This is a genomic window from Pseudoclavibacter sp. RFBJ3, assembly GCF_002931375.1.
GTDB lineage: Bacteria > Actinomycetota > Actinomycetes > Actinomycetales > Microbacteriaceae > Pseudoclavibacter.
Window position 1 is genome coordinate 72,251 of sequence record NZ_PSXZ01000015.1, and the last position, 15,189, is coordinate 87,439.

The window sequence follows — 15,189 nt, forward strand, 5'->3', positions numbered from 1 at the left end:
GCATCCCTTTTCCGCATCCGCTGCCGCATCCACCGCCGCTTCTCGCCGCGTTGCTCGCGTTTCTTTGACAGGACGCGTTCGGTGACGACAGGCTGGAACGGTGCAGACGACAACGCCGACCAGACCGTCCACCCGCGACAAGCTCTCCGTCGGGGTCTTCCTGGCGTTGGCGTTCGGCCTCTCCTGGCTGGTCGCGCTCCCCCTCTGGCTCGGCGATGGGCTCGCCAACCCCTGGTTCCCCGTCATCTCGATCGCCATGATGCTGACCCCGGCCATCGCCGCCCTCGTCACGGTGTTCGCCGTCGAACGCCCTGCACGGCCGTGGCGCGCGCTCGGCCTCGTGCCGCTGAAGCCGGCGGGCAGACTCATCGCGTACCTGGCGCTCGCCGTCGTCGTCCCGGTTGCCCTCATCTTCGCCGCCCTGCCCATCGGCGCCCTCTTCGGCGTCTACTCCATGGACCTCGTGAACTTCTCCGGCTTCCATGCGATGCTCGACGAGCAGCTCGCCGCCGAGGGCGTCGGCAACCTCGAGCTCCCCCTCCCGGTTGCCGTGCTCATGCTGCTGCAGCTCGTGAGCATCCCCGTCGGCGCGTTCCTCAACCTCATCCCCGCCCTCGGCGAGGAGCTGGGGTGGCGCGGCTGGCTGCTCCCGAAGCTTCTGAGGCTCGGCACCGTCCCCGCGCTGCTCATCTCGGGCGTCATCTGGGGCCTCTGGCACGCACCGCTGATCCTCCTCGGCTACAACTACGTGGATGCGCCAGGATGGCTCGGGCTGACCATGATGACGGGGATGTGCATCCTCGTCGGGGCCGTGTTCGCGTGGCTGCGCATACGCTCGGAATCGGTGTGGCCGGCCGCGCTCGCGCACGGTGCCTTCAACGCCGCAGCCGGCTCGTACCTGCTGTTCGCCGCGGCCGGCGAGCGGGTCGACACGACGCAGGCCACGATCCTCGGCTGGACCGGATGGATCGTGCCGCTCATCTTCGTGGCCGTGCTCCTCGCGACGAAGCAGTTCACGCCGCCCAAGCCCGCGCCGGCGCGGGTGGCGCCGCAGCTGCACCAGGTCAACCCGCAGGTGCACCCGTAGCGGAGGGCGCAGACTTGGCGGATGCAGACTTCACCGCCAGCAGACCACCGACCGGCCGGCTCCAGCGTGCCGCCGAGCGCGCCACAGGACGCGCGCACGACGCACGCGGGGCGCACGCCCCGGACCTCGGTGCCGCGGACGATCGCCCGCGTGGTGCTCGGCGGATTCCTGCTGTTCGCGGGGGCCGCGCACCTGTCGTTCGCACGCGCCGAGTTCCAGGCGCAGGTGCCGACGTGGCTGCCGCTCGACGCGGACTTCGTCGTGCTCGCCTCCGGCGTCGTCGAGGTGCTGCTGGGGCTGGCGCTCATTGCGGCGGGCCGCTGGCGGGTCGCCGTCGGCTTCGTCGTCGCCGCGTTCTTCCTGGCGGTCTTCCCCGGCAACATCTCCCAGTACGTCACGGGGACGGACGCATTCGGCCTGGATACCGACGCGGCCCGGCTCATCCGCCTGCCGTTCCAGGTGCTGCTCATCGCGCTGGCGCTCTGGTCGACCGCCGCGTGGCGAGACCGGCGCGAGCTGCTCACCCCGTTCCGGCGCGACGACGCTCGGGGCCAGCGCTGAACCACGCCGTCGTGGGCGATCGAGCGAGCCGATGCTCTAGATTCCATGTATGACTGATTCCGGCAGCGCAGCCCCGCCAGCCACCGGAAACTCGGGCGTCGCTCCGCTGCTGGTGCTCGGCAAGATCACGGACATCCTCGACAGCTTCACGCTTGAGTCGCCCTCACTGTCGCTCGCGGAGATCCGCACGAAGACCGGTCTCCCCACCTCCACGACGCAGCGCCTCGTGACGAATCTCGTCGCGCAGGGCTTCCTCGACCGCGACGACGACCGGTTCCGGATCGGGTTGCGGATGGCGTATTGGTCTGCGCCAGCCGTTCGCGGCATCAAGGCGATCGACCTGCTCGCGCCGCTCCTGCGCGAGCTGCGTCAGGCGACCGGCGAGAGCGCAACCCTCTTCCGGGCGGACGACGACTACCGCGTCTGCATCGCCGTCGACGAGACGCGGCATGAGCTGAAGCAGGATGTGCACGTCGGCAAGGTCGCGCCGCTCACGGTCGGTTCCGCGGGCCGGGTCCTGCTCGCTTGGAACGCGGACCTCCGCGAGAGCATCCTCGCCGGGCCGATCCCGGACCTCGCGGCGAGCACCATCACCGACCCGGTCGAGCTGCGTGCCGTGCTCGAGCAGACCAGGGACGACGGGTTCGCGATCACCCGCAACGAGCGCATCGACGGGCTCGTCGGGGTGGCGGCCCCGGTGTTCGAGCCGAGCGGTCGGGTGCGGATGGCGCTGGGGGTGAGCGGGCCGGCCGCCCGCATCCAGCCCCAGATGCTCGAGGACTGGGCTCCGATGCTCGTCGAGACGGCCGAACGCGCGACGCGCCTCATCGGCGGTCGCGCTCCCGCCGAGTAGCGGCGCAGCCTACGCCGGCACGACCCATTCGAACGCGGGGGCCTTGGAGCGAGCACCCTGGCGGGCCTTCGACCGGTTCGGCTCTTCGAGGTCGACGAGCAGCGCCTCCGATTCGCGGACGATCTGGGCGAACGCCGCCGGAGTGAGCCACTCGGGGCGCATCGCGAAGAGCAGGTCCTCCGTGGCCGTGTTGCCGCTGGCCCCCGGAGCGAACGGGCATCCGCCGAGCCCTCCGAGCGCGCCGTCGACGACGCTCGCACCCGCGAGGACCGCCGCGATCGAGTTCGTGACGCCCGCACCCCAGGTGTCGTGGCCGTGGAACACGATCTCCCGCTTCGGCGACTCGGCGACGACCCTGGAGATGAGCGAGGACACCTGTCCGGGGTGCGCTTGGCCCAGGGTGTCGCAGATGACGATGTCCTCAGCGCCCTCGGCCCTGGGGTCGTTGGCGATCCGGATGACCCGGTCCGGGTCGACCTGCCCGTCGAAGGGGCACGTGAAGGAGGTCGCGAGGCACAGCTGGATGCGCCCGCCGGCCTGACGGGTCAGGGCGACGGCGTCCGGCATGGCCGCGAGACTCGTGTCGGTGGTACGCCCGATGTTCGCCTGGTTGTGGGCGTCGGAGACCGAGAAGCAGTACTGGAAGTTCTTCGCCCCGGCGGCCGCGGCCTTCTCGATGTGCCGCGGGGTCGCGACCCACACCCAGCTGTGCTCGAGCTCCTCCGGGGTGAGCGCCTCGATGACCTCGAGCGTGTTGGCCATGGGCGGGACGAGGTCGCCGCGCGCCATCGAGCCGATCTCGAGCTCTGGCACCCCGGCCGAGAAGAGCTCGCGCGCGAGCTCGACCTTGCGCTGGGTCGACAGCAGCTTGCCGGTGAGCTGCAGGCCGTCGCGCAGGGTGACGTCGCGCAGACGCGCGGAGGTGATCGGGTTCTGGCTCATCGTGCGTCCACCTTGCTGCTGTCGTCGGTCTGGGTCTGCCCGCTGCGGCCCGCGTAGGCCGCGAGCACCGCTTCCGTGTCCTGGCCGAGCCCGGGGGCGAGCGTGCGAATCGGCAGGGAGGCGCCGCCGAGGACCGGGACGATGCCGGGGAAGCCGACACCCTCGACGGTGGTGTCTCCGTCGGTCACGTCGAACTTCTGGATCATGTCGCGGGCCGCGTACTGCGGGCTCGCGCTGATGTCCTCGGCAGTGTAGATCGGGCCAGAGGGGACGCCGGCGTCGTCGAGGATGTCGAGCACCTCCTCGGCCGGGAGCGTCGCCGTCCACGCGCCGATCGCGGCGTCGAGCTCGTCGCGCCGATCCCAGCGGAGATTGTTGGTCGCGAGGCCCGGGTCGCGAGCGAGGTCGTCTCTCCCGATGATGCCCATGAAGCGCACGAAGATCGCGTCGGCGTTGCCCGCGATCACGACGCTCTTCGCATCCCCGCACACGTACGCGTTGGTGGGGGCGATGCCCTCCATGCGCCCGCCGACCCGCTCGCGCACCACCCCGTGCGCCTGGTAGTCCGGGATGAGCGACTCCATCATGGAGAACATGGCCTCGTTGAGGGCGACGTCGATGACGCGCTCCTCGAGCGGGGCCGGCTCGAGGCCGGCGCCGCGGCGCTGCTCACGCTGGAACATCGCCATCATCACGCCGTAGGCGGCGTACACGCCCGCGATGGAGTCGCCGATCGAGACGCCGACGCGGACCGGGGCGCGGTCGGGGTCGCCGACGAGGTTCCTGAACCCGCCCATGGCCTCCGCGACGGCGGCGAACCCCGGCCGGCTCGAGAGGGGCCCCGTCTGCCCGAAAGCGGAGATACGGCCGATGACGATTTCCGGGTTGATCTCGTTGAGCACGTCCGGCCCGATGCCCCACCGCTCGATGGTGCCCGGACGGAAGTTCTCGAGGACCACGTCGCAGTCGGCGGCGAGCGCGCGCACCGCATCCCGCCCCTCCTCGGTCCGGAGATCGAGGGTGATCGACTTCTTGTTGCGGTTGATGGTGTGGAACAGCATGGACGTCGTCGCACCGGGATGCAGGCGCCACGAGCGCAGCTCGTCTCCCGTTCCGGGCCGCTCGACCTTGACGACCTCGGCGCCGAAGTCGGCGAGCATCCGCCCTGCCGTCGGGGCTGCGATGAAGTTCCCGAGCTCGAGCACGCGGACTCCCGCGAGCGGGGCGATCTTGGCGTTGGTGTGCATGTCGGTCCTTTCCGGACGTGATCGGTCGGTGCGTGCGGGTCAGATGAAGATGCTGAGGACAAGGGTCACGAGCAACGCGACCACCGAGGCGACGGACACACCGACGGTGCATGTCTTGAGCGTGCCCCGTGTCGTCTGTCCGAGCAACGACTGCAGGAGCCAGAACGTGTTGCTGGTGACGTGCACCGCGAAGAGCGAGCCGGCTCCCGCCGCGAGGGCGATGAGGATCGGGTCGAGGCCGATGACGGACGCGATGGGCGCGAGGATGCCTGCGGCGGTGATCGCCGAGATCGTCACCGAGCCGACGGCGATGTGCAGCACGGCCGCGATGGCCCAGACGATGAGGAGCGGCGCGAAGCTGTTGGCGCTGAACGCCTGCCCGAGGATGTCGCCGAGGCCGGTCGCCGCGACGGTCGCCGCGAGCGAACCGCCCACCCCGGTGAGGATGAGGATCTGACCGCTTTCGCGGAAGCCCGCGACAACCGACTTCTCGACCGCCTTGCCGCCGACCGTGAGCCTGCCGATGATGCTCGTGCCGAGCACGGCGAGGAGCAGCGCGAAGACGGGGTCGGTCACGAGGACAAGCGCGTCGATCTCGACGCCGACGATCTGCAGGATCGCGCCCGTCGCGATGAGGCCGAGGCAGAGCAGGAGCGGCGCGAAGAGCAGGATGAGCTTCGGCTCGGAGGTCGTGGTGCGCTCGGCGACGGCGACGCCGCGGGGGACGCCGCCGACCTTGCTGAGTCGGTCGCCGACTGGGATGCTCTCGGTCTTGAGGGGCGCGACGGGCTCTGGGGAGGCGTCGATGCTGTCGTCCGCTCCGTCCTCACCTTCGACGGGCTGCGTCTCGTCCAGCTTCTCCTTCCAGAAGCCGATGCGGAACAGCAGCGTCATGATGAAGATCGAGATGACGATGGTCGGCACGATCACGATGAGGCCGAAGAGCAGCATCTGTCCGAGGGGAACACCGAGCACGCCCGCGAGCGCGAGGGCTGCGACGCCGGGCACCATGAAGACGATCCCGCATTCGAGGCCGATGGCGAGGGCCGTCGCGATGCGTGGCGTGCCGTGCTTGCCGATGAGCGGCGCCATCTTGCGAGCGAGCGGCGCGGAGATCACGAGGAGCACGTCGAGGAAGATCGACTGGAGCACGGTGCCGATCGTGAGCCCCATCGCGTACGGCAGCCCCTTGGGGCCGAAGATGCGCAGCAGGTGCGAGACGAGTCGCTGGATGGCGTTCATCTCGCTGAGCATCGAGCCGAGCAGCACGCCGAAGGTGATGAGGAGGCCGACCTCGGCCATGATCTCCCCGAAGCCGCCGGTGATCGTGCCGATGGTCTCGGTCGGCGGATGCCCCGTGGCGAGTCCCAGGTAGAGGGAGCCGATCACGAGGGCGACGGCGGGGTTCAGCCGGAAGCGCGTGATGAGCACGACGACGCCGAGGATGGCGATCGCCGTGTGGATGATCGTGATGATCTCTGACGTCATTGTCGTCCAATCGAGGTGGGGTCTCGCGCGGTCTCGGCCTCGCTGGGGGAGAACAGGAGTTGCTTGGCCTGGGACCGCGTCTGGCTTACATTATGTGCATGAACTCATTATGTAAGCAAGAGCCCGTATCGTGACCCGCAGCGAACAGCTCCTCGTCTCGGTGCCGACCCCCGCCCTCGCGGCCTCGATCACGCAGCTCGAGATCGCCGCCAGCCTCGAGTGCATCACCTGGGATCTGACGACGCCGTCACCCGCCCCGCACATCGACCTCGTCGTGCTCCCCTATCAGCAGGACCCGAGCCTCACCGCGAGCCTCGGGCGCACGACGACGCGACTCGTCCAGGCCCAGACGATCGGGTACGAGGACGTGCTCGCCCACCTGCCCGCTGGTCACACGGTTGCCAACGCGCGCTCCGTGCACGAGGCCTCGACGGCCGAGCTCGCACTCGGGCTCACGTTCGCGTCGCTCCGCCGCATCCCCGAGTACACGACGGCGGGGCAGCGGCACGTGTGGCACCAGCAGCCCGGCCAGAGCCTCGCCGACCGCACGGTGGCCATCGTCGGATACGGCGGCGTCGGCAAGGCCATCGAGCATCGACTGAGCGGCTTCGAGGCGAACGTGCTCCGGTTCGCGCGCTCCGCCCGCGGAGCCGATGGCGGGCCCGACCGCGTGCACCCCATCTCGAGCCTCGAGGCGCTGCTCCCCGGGGTAGACGTGGTGATCCTCACGGTGCCGCTGACCGACGAGACCAGACACCTCGTCGATGCGAGCTTCCTCGCCGCGATGCGACAGGGGTCGCTCCTCGTGAACGTCGCGCGCGGACCAGTCATCGACTCGGAGGCGCTCATCGCCGCGCTCGAGGCCGGCCGCATCCGGGCCGCCCTCGACGTCACCGACCCCGAGCCGCTGCCGCCGGGGCACCGGCTCTGGGATCTCGACGGCGCACTCATCACCCCGCACGTCGGGGGCGCTTCCTCGGCGATGCATCCGCGCATGGTCGCACTCATCGACCGCCAGCTGCGCGCGCTTCTGGCCGGCGAGGCGCCGGAGAACGTCGTGGCGCACCCATGACGGCGGGAAGCGAGCACGCTCGGCGTCGCCGGCCCGGCTGACCTCCTATCGCCAGCGCGGCTCGAGGAAGCCGAGCGCCACGAGCTCGCGCACGTCGGGCACGAGGCTCGCGCGCAGGGCCTCTTCCTCGACATCGACGAGCGATGCGATGGCGGTGACGATCTGCGACCCGACGAGCTCCCCGTCGCACACCGACACGAAGCCGGTGAGTTCCGTCGACATCGACATGGTGCGGCGGAACCCCGCGCCCTGGCGGAGCATGATGATGCTCGGGTCCTCGTCGCCTGGCCGCGAGTGGCGCTCCTCGGTCACGTCGGCGGCCACGACGAGCGGCTCGTCGAAGAGCTCGTCGTCGTCGACCCCGCGCAGCCAGGTGATGGCCTCGAAGCCGTCGCGGATGTGCGCGGCGAGCGGGTGGCCGAGCGCGTGCGTGAGGTGCTCGAATCGGCGCAGCGGACCGCCGACGGCGCCCTCGTGGGTGCGGCGGAGGAAGAACATGCCCATGCCGATGCGCTCGACATCGCGGCTCGCGAAGTCCTGCAGGTAGCGGCGGAAGGCGTGCTGCCAGCTCGAGAGCTCGGCGTTCTCAGCCGCATCCTTCAACCACATGTCGGCGTACTCCACCGGTGTCGCGTCCTCGCGCTGCACGACCCACAGGTCGACATCGTTCGCGGGCCACGTCTCGAGGCGCGAGTGCCAGTTGGCGTCGCCCTCCCGCACCTCCCAGTTGCCGAGCATGCAGGCGACGCCGCCCGGAGCGAGCACCGTGCCGAGGTCGCGCACGAGCCCCTCGACGATGCTGTCACCCGGCTTGCCACCGTCACGGTACGTGTACTGGTCGCTTCCGCCTTCGCCCTCGCGTCGGGGCGTGATGACAAACGGCGGATTCGACACGAACAGGTCGAAGTGCTCGCCGGCGACGGGCTCGAGCATGTTTCCGAGGCGCAGGCTCACGCGGTCCTCGAGGCCGCCGGGGGCGATGCCGAGCGCCTCGGCGTTGAGCAGCAGGTTGAACTTCGCGAACGCGAGGGCGCGCTCCGAGATGTCGGTCGCGACGACGTGCCTGGTGTGGGCGAGCAGGTGCATGGTCTGCACGCCCATGCCGACGCCGAGGTCGAGGGCGCGGGCGACGGGTTCCCGCGGGGTGAGCTGGGCGAGCAGCGTCGTCGCCGGCCCGATGCCGACGACGTGGTCGCGGCGCAGCGGCTGGTCGCGGCCCAGCTGCACACCGCCGAGGTCGGAAGCGACCCACATCTCGACGCTGCCGTTGACGCCCTCGCTCGCGTACGGGCGCACGTCGACGAGTGCGACCACGAGCTCGTCCGCGAGCTCCTCGGCGCTGGCCTCCTGAGCCGACTCCGTGGGGCTCAGGCGCGGGACGCGAGCAACGAGGCGGGCCGCGAGCAACTTGTCGAGTGCCGGGACGTCGCCCGCCTCGACGGTCTCCGCGAGCACGAACAGGCGGATGAGCGCGGAGAGCGCGTCGTCCGGCTCACGCGAGAGGGCGAACGACGCAGGCTCGAGCAGGTCGCGGTGCAGCGCATCCGCCGCTTCGGCCCCCAGACGCGACTCGACCCCGTCGACGGTGAAGCCAGCGCCGGCGAATGTCACCGCGAGCGCGCGGAGCAGCGCCTCGTCGGTGCTGTCGGGGGCGTCGCTCGGGTCGTCGAACGTGAAGTCGTCAGGAGTGGAGGCGGAAGAGGCATGGCGCGCGTGGGAAGTCACCCGTCAATTATGCGGATGTGCACCGACAGTCGCGCGCGGCTCCCAGGCTGCCGGATCGCGCAGCTCCGCGATCGCCTCGATCGTGCGGATCCGCACTTCCACGTCGTGCGTCGTGGCGGCGAGGATCACCTCGTCGGCCCCCGTGCGCTCGATGAGGCGGTCGATGCCGTCGGCGACCATCTCGGGGGTCCCGACGAGCTGCGTGCCGGTCGTCGCGTCGTAGAGGGAGCGGTCCTGCATCCGGTCCGCGTACGCGGCGGCGCCCTCTGGGGAGAGGACCCTCGTGGGGCGGCCGAACCGGATCTGGTGCATGGCCGCCCTGCTGGGGAGCGCGAGGCGGGTGGCCTCATCGACCGTCTCCGCGGCGATCGCGGAGACCGACACCATGAAGTGCGGTTCGGCGAGCACGGGCGACGGCACGAAGTGGTCGCGGTAGTGGTCGGCGGCGGCCTTCGGGTCAGCGTGCATCGCGAAGTGGTGCGCGAAGGTGTACGGCAGGCCGAAGGCGGCGGCCAGCTCTGCCCCGTAGAGGCTCGAGCCGAGGAGCCAGATCTGGGGATTCGTCTTCGCCCCCGGGCTGACTCGGAGGCGATTGAGCACCTCACGGTCGTGCTCCGCCCTCACATCGCCCAGGTAGCCCATGAGCTCGAGCACGTCGTTGGGGAACTCGTCGACGCGATCACGGGAGAGATCGCGACGCATCGCGGCGGCGGTGAACGGGTCGGTGCCGGGCGCGCGGCCCAGTCCGAGGTCGATGCGCCCGGGGTAGAGCGACTCGAGGGTCGCGAACTGCTCGGCGATGACGAAGGGTGCGTGGTTCGGCAGCATGACGCCGCCCGAGCCGAGGCGGATACGCTGCGTTCCCGCGCCGAGAGCCGCGAGCAGCACGGGCGGTGTCGTCGAGGCGACGAGTTCGGTGTTGTGGTGCTCGGCGACCCAGTAGCGGTGGTACCCGAGCTCGTCGGCTCGCCGCACCAGGCGGGCGGATGCGGCCACGGCGTCGGCACTCGACTGCCCTTCGGCAACGGGGATGAGGTCGAGCACGGAGAGCGTGGGCGTTCCTGGCATGGTCGGGGCAACGCGCACCATCCCGCCGCTATTCCTGGATGGCCTCGGCAGCCTCACGGGGAGAAGTCCCCACCACCGGGGTTTTCGGCAGGTTCGCGGCCTGAGTGTCGGTGGCTCTGCGTAGCATGACAACGAACGGCATACCCAGCGTGCCGAAGGAGATCCCATGACCCGACACCGCCGCCGACCACGGGCTCTGCTCGCGAGCATCGGCGCGCTCGCTGCGGTCGCCTTGCTCGCGGGGTGCTCGGTGAGCGCGACGGCGACTCCCTCGGCAAATGGGTACGACGCCGTCGACGCGCCCATCGAGGGCGGCACGGTCAGCCTGCGCGACTCGTTCGAGTCCTCGGCGCAGGAATCGCACGACTTCTGGTCAGACCCCGACATGTTCAAGAACGCCGAGGGCTTCGACTACACGGCACCAGACAACGGCATCACGGTCGGCGTCGGCGACCCGGCGACCGGCGCGTTCGTCCCGCCGACCACCCCGGTGCCCGCTGCCGAGTCGGCGAACGGCTACGGAGATGTCTCGGAGGCGGTGCCCTACGACCGTGCCGGGCTCGGCGCATCCACCTTCGGTCGCCTGTACATGTCGTTCGCGAGCGGTCTCGCGGTGTGCTCGGCGACGGTCGTGAACTCCGGCGAGCGCAACATCGTCGTCACGGCGGCGCACTGCCTCGTCGACTTCGAGAGCAACAAGGCCATCGCGAGCAACGTCGTCTTCATCCCCGGCGACCGCGGCGACGGGGCCGAGCAGCCGTACGGTCGCTGGGCAGCCACCGACTACAGCATCCCGCAGCACTTCCTCGATAACGCCAACTACGGCGACCAGGGCGTGTACGGGGAGGGCTGGAACAACGACTTCGCGTTCCTCGTGATGGAGGAGAAAGACGGCAAGCGCATCCAGGACGTGACGGGCGGGCAGGGCATCGCCTTCGGGGTCCCGGCCAAGGCGATCACGCAGGTCGGCTATCCGAGTGCGAGCCCCTACGACGGCTCTGAGGAGTACATGTGCGCCTCCAGCCAGTGGCGGGAGGGCTCAGCAGGCGGGTACACCCACATGTGCAGCATGACGCCCGGAGGCTCGGGTGGGGCCTGGCTCGTCTACTACGACACGGCGATCGGGGCCGGCTACGTCGCCGCAACCTCGTCGACAGTCCTCTCGTCGGCAAACCCGCCGTTCCGGTGGGAGGGCTCGGTGCTCGGCCAGACCGCGCTGTCGCTGTACAACGAGCTCGGGGGGTCCTGATGCGCACCCAACGCCTCATCGCAGGTGCGACCGCGCTGCTCGTCGGGCTCGTGCTCTCCGGATGCGCGACGACGACCCCGACAGCGGTCGCGAACCACGAGGCGAAGCTCGAGTACCACGCCGACACCGGCGCGGAGCTGCTCGGCGACTCCCTCGTCGAGGGCCTCGCCAAGGTCGAGAATTTCTCCGCCACCGCCTACACGCACGGCAAGGCCTCGACCGGGGCAACGCTCAGCACACAGCACGAGACGAGCGTGGTCGGCGCGTCCTACGTCACGAAGGAGTCGACCGCCGAGGCGGGAACCTCCATCGACGAGGTCCACATCGCTGGCAGCGACTACACCTACTACCTCTTCGGCAGCGCATACACGACGGTCGTCTCGACCCCGTGGGCACGCCTGCCGATGGGCGACCTCGACCGCGCGAACGACCCGCAGCGCACGTGCATCCTCGGCACCGTCATCTACATGTGCAATCTGGTGAAGGCATGGCAGCTGTCGAAGGAGAGCAACGGCGAGGAGCTTCCCGAGAAGCTCGAGGTCTCGGCAGATGGCAGCAAGCACTTCACGTCGGCGGTCACGTTCGACTCGCTCGAGGAGGCCGGGCTGTACACGCTGGGCGACGATCTCCGCTCGCAGCTCAGCGACGATGAGCTCGGCACGCTGCTTCCCCTGCACGTGTGGGTCGGCACGGATGGCATCGTGCAGAAGATCGAGGTGAACGGCACGATGGATGCGGCATCGCTCGACGTCGAGGTGCAGTTCGGATTCGAGATCACGGGCACGCCGACTGCCGACGATCTGCCGGATGACCCCGCGTCGCTCGCGCCCCAGTACGTGACCAATGTGACTGCAGATCAGGCGAGCGCGTTCTGGGATGCGATCGGGAACGCGAGAACCGGTTAGGCCGGGCCCGCTCATGCACGTCGCAGCAAGCAAGCTGGAGGAACCACGATGACCTTCCCACCGCAGGGCGGCCCGCAGAGGCCGCGCGACCCCAACGATCCGCGCGACCCGCAGCAGGGGCAGCAGGCTCATCGACCGCACGGGCCCGGCCAGGGGTCGGGGCCGGAACAGCATTACGGTCAGAACCAGAACCAGGGCCAGGGCCAGGGCCAGGGCCAGGGCCAGGGCCAGGGCCAGAACCAGCAATATGCGCCGGGCCAGCAGGGTCAGGGCCAGCAGCCGGCACAGCATCAGCAGCCTTCGCAGTACGGCCAGCCGTACCCCCAGCCCGGGTACCCGGCCGCATCGGCGACGCCAGGTGCGAGCAACGCCGGTCAGGCCGGCCAGACCAGCCAGACCAACCAGACCAGCCAGTTCGGGACGGCACCAGGCGCGAGGTCAACCCCCAGCGCGTACGGTTCCGGCGCTCACGCGGCATCGGCGTCCGGCTTCGGACCTGGAGATGGTTCCGGGTACGGCTCCGGGTATGGCTCCGGGTATGCGACCCCGAACGCCGCCTACGGTGTTCCGAGCGCCACCTACGGGGTGCCAGCTCCCGCATCCTCGACACAGCAGGGCTTCGGCTACCAGCAGCCGCCGGTTGGCTACCCAGGCTCAGGCACCCAAGGACCAGGCACCCAAGGGCCCGGCGTCCAAGGCCAGCAGTTCGGTTCAGGGCCAGGGCTGGCTCCGGCAGGCAAGCCGAAGCGCAACTCTCGTCTGCTCCTGATCCTCGCGATTCCCGCGGCGGCGCTCATCGCAGGTCTCGGTGGCTACTTCATCGGACAGAGCAACGGCAGCGTGCTCGCCGCGGAGCCGCTGCAGGCTGAGGTCACGCGCGTGCTGCAAGACGACTTCGGTCTCGTCGAGGTGACCGACGTCGTCTGCCCAGAGCAGGTCAAGGCCGATCAAGGCGCCGAGTTCCAATGCACGTTCACGTACGCCGAGCAGGAGCAGTCCGTGACCGTCACCGTCTCGTCAGCCGACGGCCAGGTCGTCGTCGGCGCCCCGGAGTAGCCCGGCAGGGGAAACTCCACCCGCACCCCGCACCTCGCACCTCGCACCTCGCACCCCGCACCCCGCACCCCGCACTCACACGGGCGCGCGCCAGGACGAGCACCAGCGACCGGCGCCAGAACGCCTACCGAGAGCCTCCGGGTCCGACGATCGGCAGCGGCACCCCGTCCACGAGCAGCTCGCACTCGGGCCGGTCCGCGACGGCGACGGCCACACGGGAGGCGAGATGCTCGGGCATCTCGGGCAGGGCATCCACGGGGAACCAGGCGACATCCACCGACTCGTCGTCGCCGACCGCCGCCTCCCCGGACACCCAGGAGCAGCGGAACACCAGGTCGCAGTACTGGGCGCGGTCACCCGTCGCGTGCACGATCTTCGGCGAGACGCTGAGGCGCACGAGCCGCTCGACGCGGACTTCGACCATCGCCTCCTCGAGGCTCTCCCGCACGGCAGCCGTCGCCGGATGCTCGCCCGGGTCGACGATGCCCGTCACCGGGCTCCACACCCCATTGTCGGAACGCCGCACGAGCAGCACCTCCTCACCGCTGGCAGCGGGCACACCAGCGGGTGCCATCGCGGGGCGGATGATGACGGCAGTCGAACCAGCAAGCCAGAGCGGATGCTCCGGCCCGATCTTGGCGCGCAGCTCGGCGACGAACTCAGGAATGGGCATGGGCCCTATCCAACCGCAACTCCGAAGACGAGGCCGAGCACGTACGTCACGGCCGCGGCCCCGAAGCCGATGAGCAGCTGGCGTCCGGCGCGACGCCACGGCGGACCGCCCGACAGCACGCCGACGATGGCGCCCGTCGAGAGAAGCGCGACTCCGACGACCGCCGCGGACACCACCACGGCGGCGATCCCGCTCATTCCGAAGATGTAGGGAAGCACCGGGAGGAGCGCGCCGCCGGCGAAGAAGCAGAAGCTGGAGAGGGCCGCGGTCCATGCGGTACCGAGCTCCTCGTGCTCTTCCTCGGCGGACTGCAGCGAGATCGGACCGGATTCCGGGTCGGCGCCCTGCAGCGCGAACACGCGGTGCGCGTAGCTGCGAGCCTCGTCCTCGCCCATGCCGCGGGCACGGTAGACGAGCTCCAGCTCGTTCGCGTTCACGTCGAGCCGCTGGATGGTCTGGGGAGTATCCGGGCTTGGCGTCGACGCCTCAAGGAGCTCACGCTGCGAACGGACGGACACGTACTCGCCCGCCGCCATCGACAACGCTCCGGCGAGGAGCCCGGAGAGGCCCGTCGCGAGGATGATCACCGTGGGCGCACCGGTCGCGCCGATGCCGAGCACGAGGGCGAGGTTCGAGACGAGCCCGTCGTTGGCGCCGAACACCGCCGCCCGGAAGCCGCCAGACATGCGGGAGCGGCTGCGCATTGCCAGGCCCCGCACGACCTCCTCGTGGATGCGCTCGTCTGCCGCCATCTCGGGGGTCGCGTCTGCTTCGCGCTCGTACGGCGAACGTGACTCTGCTCGTTGGATGAGCGCCAGCACGAAGAGAGAGCCGAAGCGGCGCGCGAACCAGCCGAAGAGGCGCGTGCCGAGTTGCGCGCGCACCCCGCCGTCGCCCGCCGGGCCGAGGAGGCTCAGCCAGTGCTCCTCGTGCCGCACCTCGGCGCTCGCGAGACCCAGCAGGATCTCACGCTCCTCGCCCTCGCGCTTCGCCGCGAGGTCTCGGTACACGGACCCTTCGGCGCGCTCATCGGCGAGGTAGCGGCGCCAGCGGCGAATGTCGGCAGCGCTCGGCTCGCGAGAGAGATCCCCGGTTCCGGGCCCGCGCTGCGGCTGCGGGGGTGGTGTCTGCGGCATGGGCCATGCATCCTTCGTGGGGACGCCTCGAGCCCGAATGGAGCACGGGCATCGTTGACAACGTTGCCCCAACGCTACGTGCGCACGCCCCGGTTTCCGCAACCTCGCAGAGAAGTTCGGCGCACCG

Annotated in this window: 14 protein-coding genes; 7 read left to right on the forward strand and 7 right to left on the reverse strand. The window is 70.1% G+C overall.

Annotated elements, in window-relative coordinates; all coding sequences use genetic code 11:
• Positions 1–100: 100 nt before the first annotated feature.
• Genes C5E07_RS14095 through C5E07_RS14105 form a run of 3 tightly spaced genes read left to right on the forward strand, consistent with a single transcriptional unit; the run spans position 101 to position 2,501 of the window.
• Positions 101–1,087, forward strand: a complete 987-nt coding sequence (locus C5E07_RS14095) for a CPBP family intramembrane glutamic endopeptidase (protein WP_104300083.1) — start codon at positions 101–103, stop codon at positions 1,085–1,087.
• A gap of 21 nt (positions 1,088–1,108) precedes the next feature.
• Positions 1,109–1,648, forward strand: coding sequence for a hypothetical protein (locus C5E07_RS14100; RefSeq protein ID WP_258063967.1), 540 nt, complete (start codon positions 1,109–1,111; stop codon positions 1,646–1,648).
• A 49-nt stretch (positions 1,649–1,697) separates the two neighbouring features.
• Complete coding sequence (locus C5E07_RS14105) at positions 1,698–2,501, forward strand: IclR family transcriptional regulator (RefSeq protein WP_104300085.1); 804 nt, start codon at positions 1,698–1,700, stop codon at positions 2,499–2,501.
• A 9-nt stretch (positions 2,502–2,510) separates the two neighbouring features.
• Here the strand turns inward: C5E07_RS14105 and C5E07_RS14110 are convergent, their stop codons facing one another.
• Genes C5E07_RS14110 through C5E07_RS14120 form a run of 3 tightly spaced genes read right to left on the reverse strand, consistent with a single transcriptional unit; the run spans position 2,511 to position 6,178 of the window.
• Positions 2,511–3,443 (reverse strand): hydroxymethylglutaryl-CoA lyase, encoded by a 933-nt coding sequence (locus C5E07_RS14110; RefSeq protein ID WP_104300088.1) that lies wholly within the window; start codon positions 3,441–3,443, stop codon positions 2,511–2,513.
• Positions 3,440–4,690: a CaiB/BaiF CoA-transferase family protein gene (locus C5E07_RS14115; protein WP_104300090.1), complete on the reverse strand. Its 1,251-nt coding sequence runs from the start codon at positions 4,688–4,690 to the stop codon at positions 3,440–3,442. Before C5E07_RS14115 ends, C5E07_RS14110 begins: the two co-directional genes overlap by 4 nt.
• Before the next feature lie 39 nt (positions 4,691–4,729).
• Entirely contained in the window at positions 4,730–6,178 is a 1,449-nt protein-coding gene (locus tag C5E07_RS14120; RefSeq protein WP_104300092.1) for a GntP family permease, read from the reverse strand.
• A 130-nt stretch (positions 6,179–6,308) separates the two neighbouring features.
• On the opposite strand from C5E07_RS14120, the gene C5E07_RS14125 reads away from it, so the two are divergent.
• Entirely contained in the window at positions 6,309–7,250 is a 942-nt protein-coding gene (locus tag C5E07_RS14125) for a 2-hydroxyacid dehydrogenase (RefSeq protein ID WP_104300094.1), read from the forward strand.
• Between the two features lie 45 nt (positions 7,251–7,295).
• On the opposite strand, the gene C5E07_RS14130 is transcribed toward C5E07_RS14125, so the two are convergent.
• Both C5E07_RS14130 and C5E07_RS14135 read right to left on the reverse strand, forming a co-directional pair.
• Positions 7,296–8,975: a methyltransferase gene (locus tag C5E07_RS14130; RefSeq protein WP_104300096.1), complete on the reverse strand. Its 1,680-nt coding sequence runs from the start codon at positions 8,973–8,975 to the stop codon at positions 7,296–7,298.
• Between the two features lie 3 nt (positions 8,976–8,978).
• Positions 8,979–10,064 carry an LLM class flavin-dependent oxidoreductase gene (locus C5E07_RS14135; RefSeq protein ID WP_258063969.1) on the reverse strand — a complete coding sequence of 362 codons (1,086 nt, stop codon included), beginning with the start codon at positions 10,062–10,064 and terminating at the stop codon, positions 8,979–8,981.
• A gap of 145 nt (positions 10,065–10,209) precedes the next feature.
• Here C5E07_RS14135 and C5E07_RS14140 point away from each other — a divergent pair, with 145 nt between their 5' ends.
• The 3 genes from C5E07_RS14140 to C5E07_RS14150 are packed head-to-tail and all read left to right on the forward strand — an operon-like array spanning position 10,210 to position 13,253.
• A complete protein-coding gene (locus C5E07_RS14140) occupies positions 10,210–11,292 on the forward strand; it encodes a serine protease (RefSeq protein ID WP_104243700.1) in 1,083 nt (360 codons plus the stop codon).
• Positions 11,292–12,197 (forward strand): hypothetical protein, encoded by a 906-nt coding sequence (locus C5E07_RS14145; protein ID WP_104300098.1) that lies wholly within the window; start codon positions 11,292–11,294, stop codon positions 12,195–12,197. The genes C5E07_RS14140 and C5E07_RS14145 overlap by 1 nt, the downstream gene beginning before the upstream one ends.
• 48 nt (positions 12,198–12,245) lie before the next feature.
• Positions 12,246–13,253 (forward strand): DUF4333 domain-containing protein, encoded by a 1,008-nt coding sequence (locus C5E07_RS14150; protein WP_104300100.1) that lies wholly within the window; start codon positions 12,246–12,248, stop codon positions 13,251–13,253.
• Positions 13,254–13,377: 124 nt separating this feature from the next.
• Here the strand turns inward: C5E07_RS14150 and C5E07_RS14155 are convergent, their stop codons facing one another.
• Both C5E07_RS14155 and C5E07_RS14160 read right to left on the reverse strand, forming a co-directional pair.
• Positions 13,378–13,926 carry an NUDIX domain-containing protein gene (locus C5E07_RS14155; protein WP_104300103.1) on the reverse strand — a complete coding sequence of 183 codons (549 nt, stop codon included), beginning with the start codon at positions 13,924–13,926 and terminating at the stop codon, positions 13,378–13,380.
• A gap of 5 nt (positions 13,927–13,931) precedes the next feature.
• Positions 13,932–15,062: a VIT1/CCC1 transporter family protein gene (locus tag C5E07_RS14160; protein ID WP_181058050.1), complete on the reverse strand. Its 1,131-nt coding sequence runs from the start codon at positions 15,060–15,062 to the stop codon at positions 13,932–13,934.
• Between the last annotated feature and the right edge of the window lie 127 nt (positions 15,063–15,189).

What these genes read in the sequence shown, in the direction of transcription:
- C5E07_RS14100 (WP_258063967.1), top strand. Translation starts at nt 1,109, where the DNA reads ATGCAGACTTCACCGCCAGCAGACCACCGACCGGCCGGCTCCAGCGTG.
- C5E07_RS14105 (WP_104300085.1), top strand. Translation starts at nt 1,698, where the DNA reads ATGACTGATTCCGGCAGCGCAGCCCCGCCAGCCACCGGAAACTCGGGC.
- C5E07_RS14110 (WP_104300088.1), bottom strand. Translation starts at nt 3,443, where the DNA reads ATGAGCCAGAACCCGATCACCTCCGCGCGTCTGCGCGACGTCACCCTG.
- C5E07_RS14115 (WP_104300090.1), bottom strand. Translation starts at nt 4,690, where the DNA reads ATGCACACCAACGCCAAGATCGCCCCGCTCGCGGGAGTCCGCGTGCTC.
- C5E07_RS14120 (WP_104300092.1), bottom strand. Translation starts at nt 6,178, where the DNA reads ATGACGTCAGAGATCATCACGATCATCCACACGGCGATCGCCATCCTC.
- C5E07_RS14135 (WP_258063969.1), bottom strand. Translation starts at nt 10,064, where the DNA reads ATGGTGCGCGTTGCCCCGACCATGCCAGGAACGCCCACGCTCTCCGTG.
- C5E07_RS14140 (WP_104243700.1), top strand. Translation starts at nt 10,210, where the DNA reads ATGACCCGACACCGCCGCCGACCACGGGCTCTGCTCGCGAGCATCGGC.
- C5E07_RS14145 (WP_104300098.1), top strand. Translation starts at nt 11,292, where the DNA reads ATGCGCACCCAACGCCTCATCGCAGGTGCGACCGCGCTGCTCGTCGGG.
- C5E07_RS14150 (WP_104300100.1), top strand. Translation starts at nt 12,246, where the DNA reads ATGACCTTCCCACCGCAGGGCGGCCCGCAGAGGCCGCGCGACCCCAAC.
- C5E07_RS14155 (WP_104300103.1), bottom strand. Translation starts at nt 13,926, where the DNA reads ATGCCCATTCCTGAGTTCGTCGCCGAGCTGCGCGCCAAGATCGGGCCG.
- C5E07_RS14160 (WP_181058050.1), bottom strand. Translation starts at nt 15,062, where the DNA reads ATGCCGCAGACACCACCCCCGCAGCCGCAGCGCGGGCCCGGAACCGGG.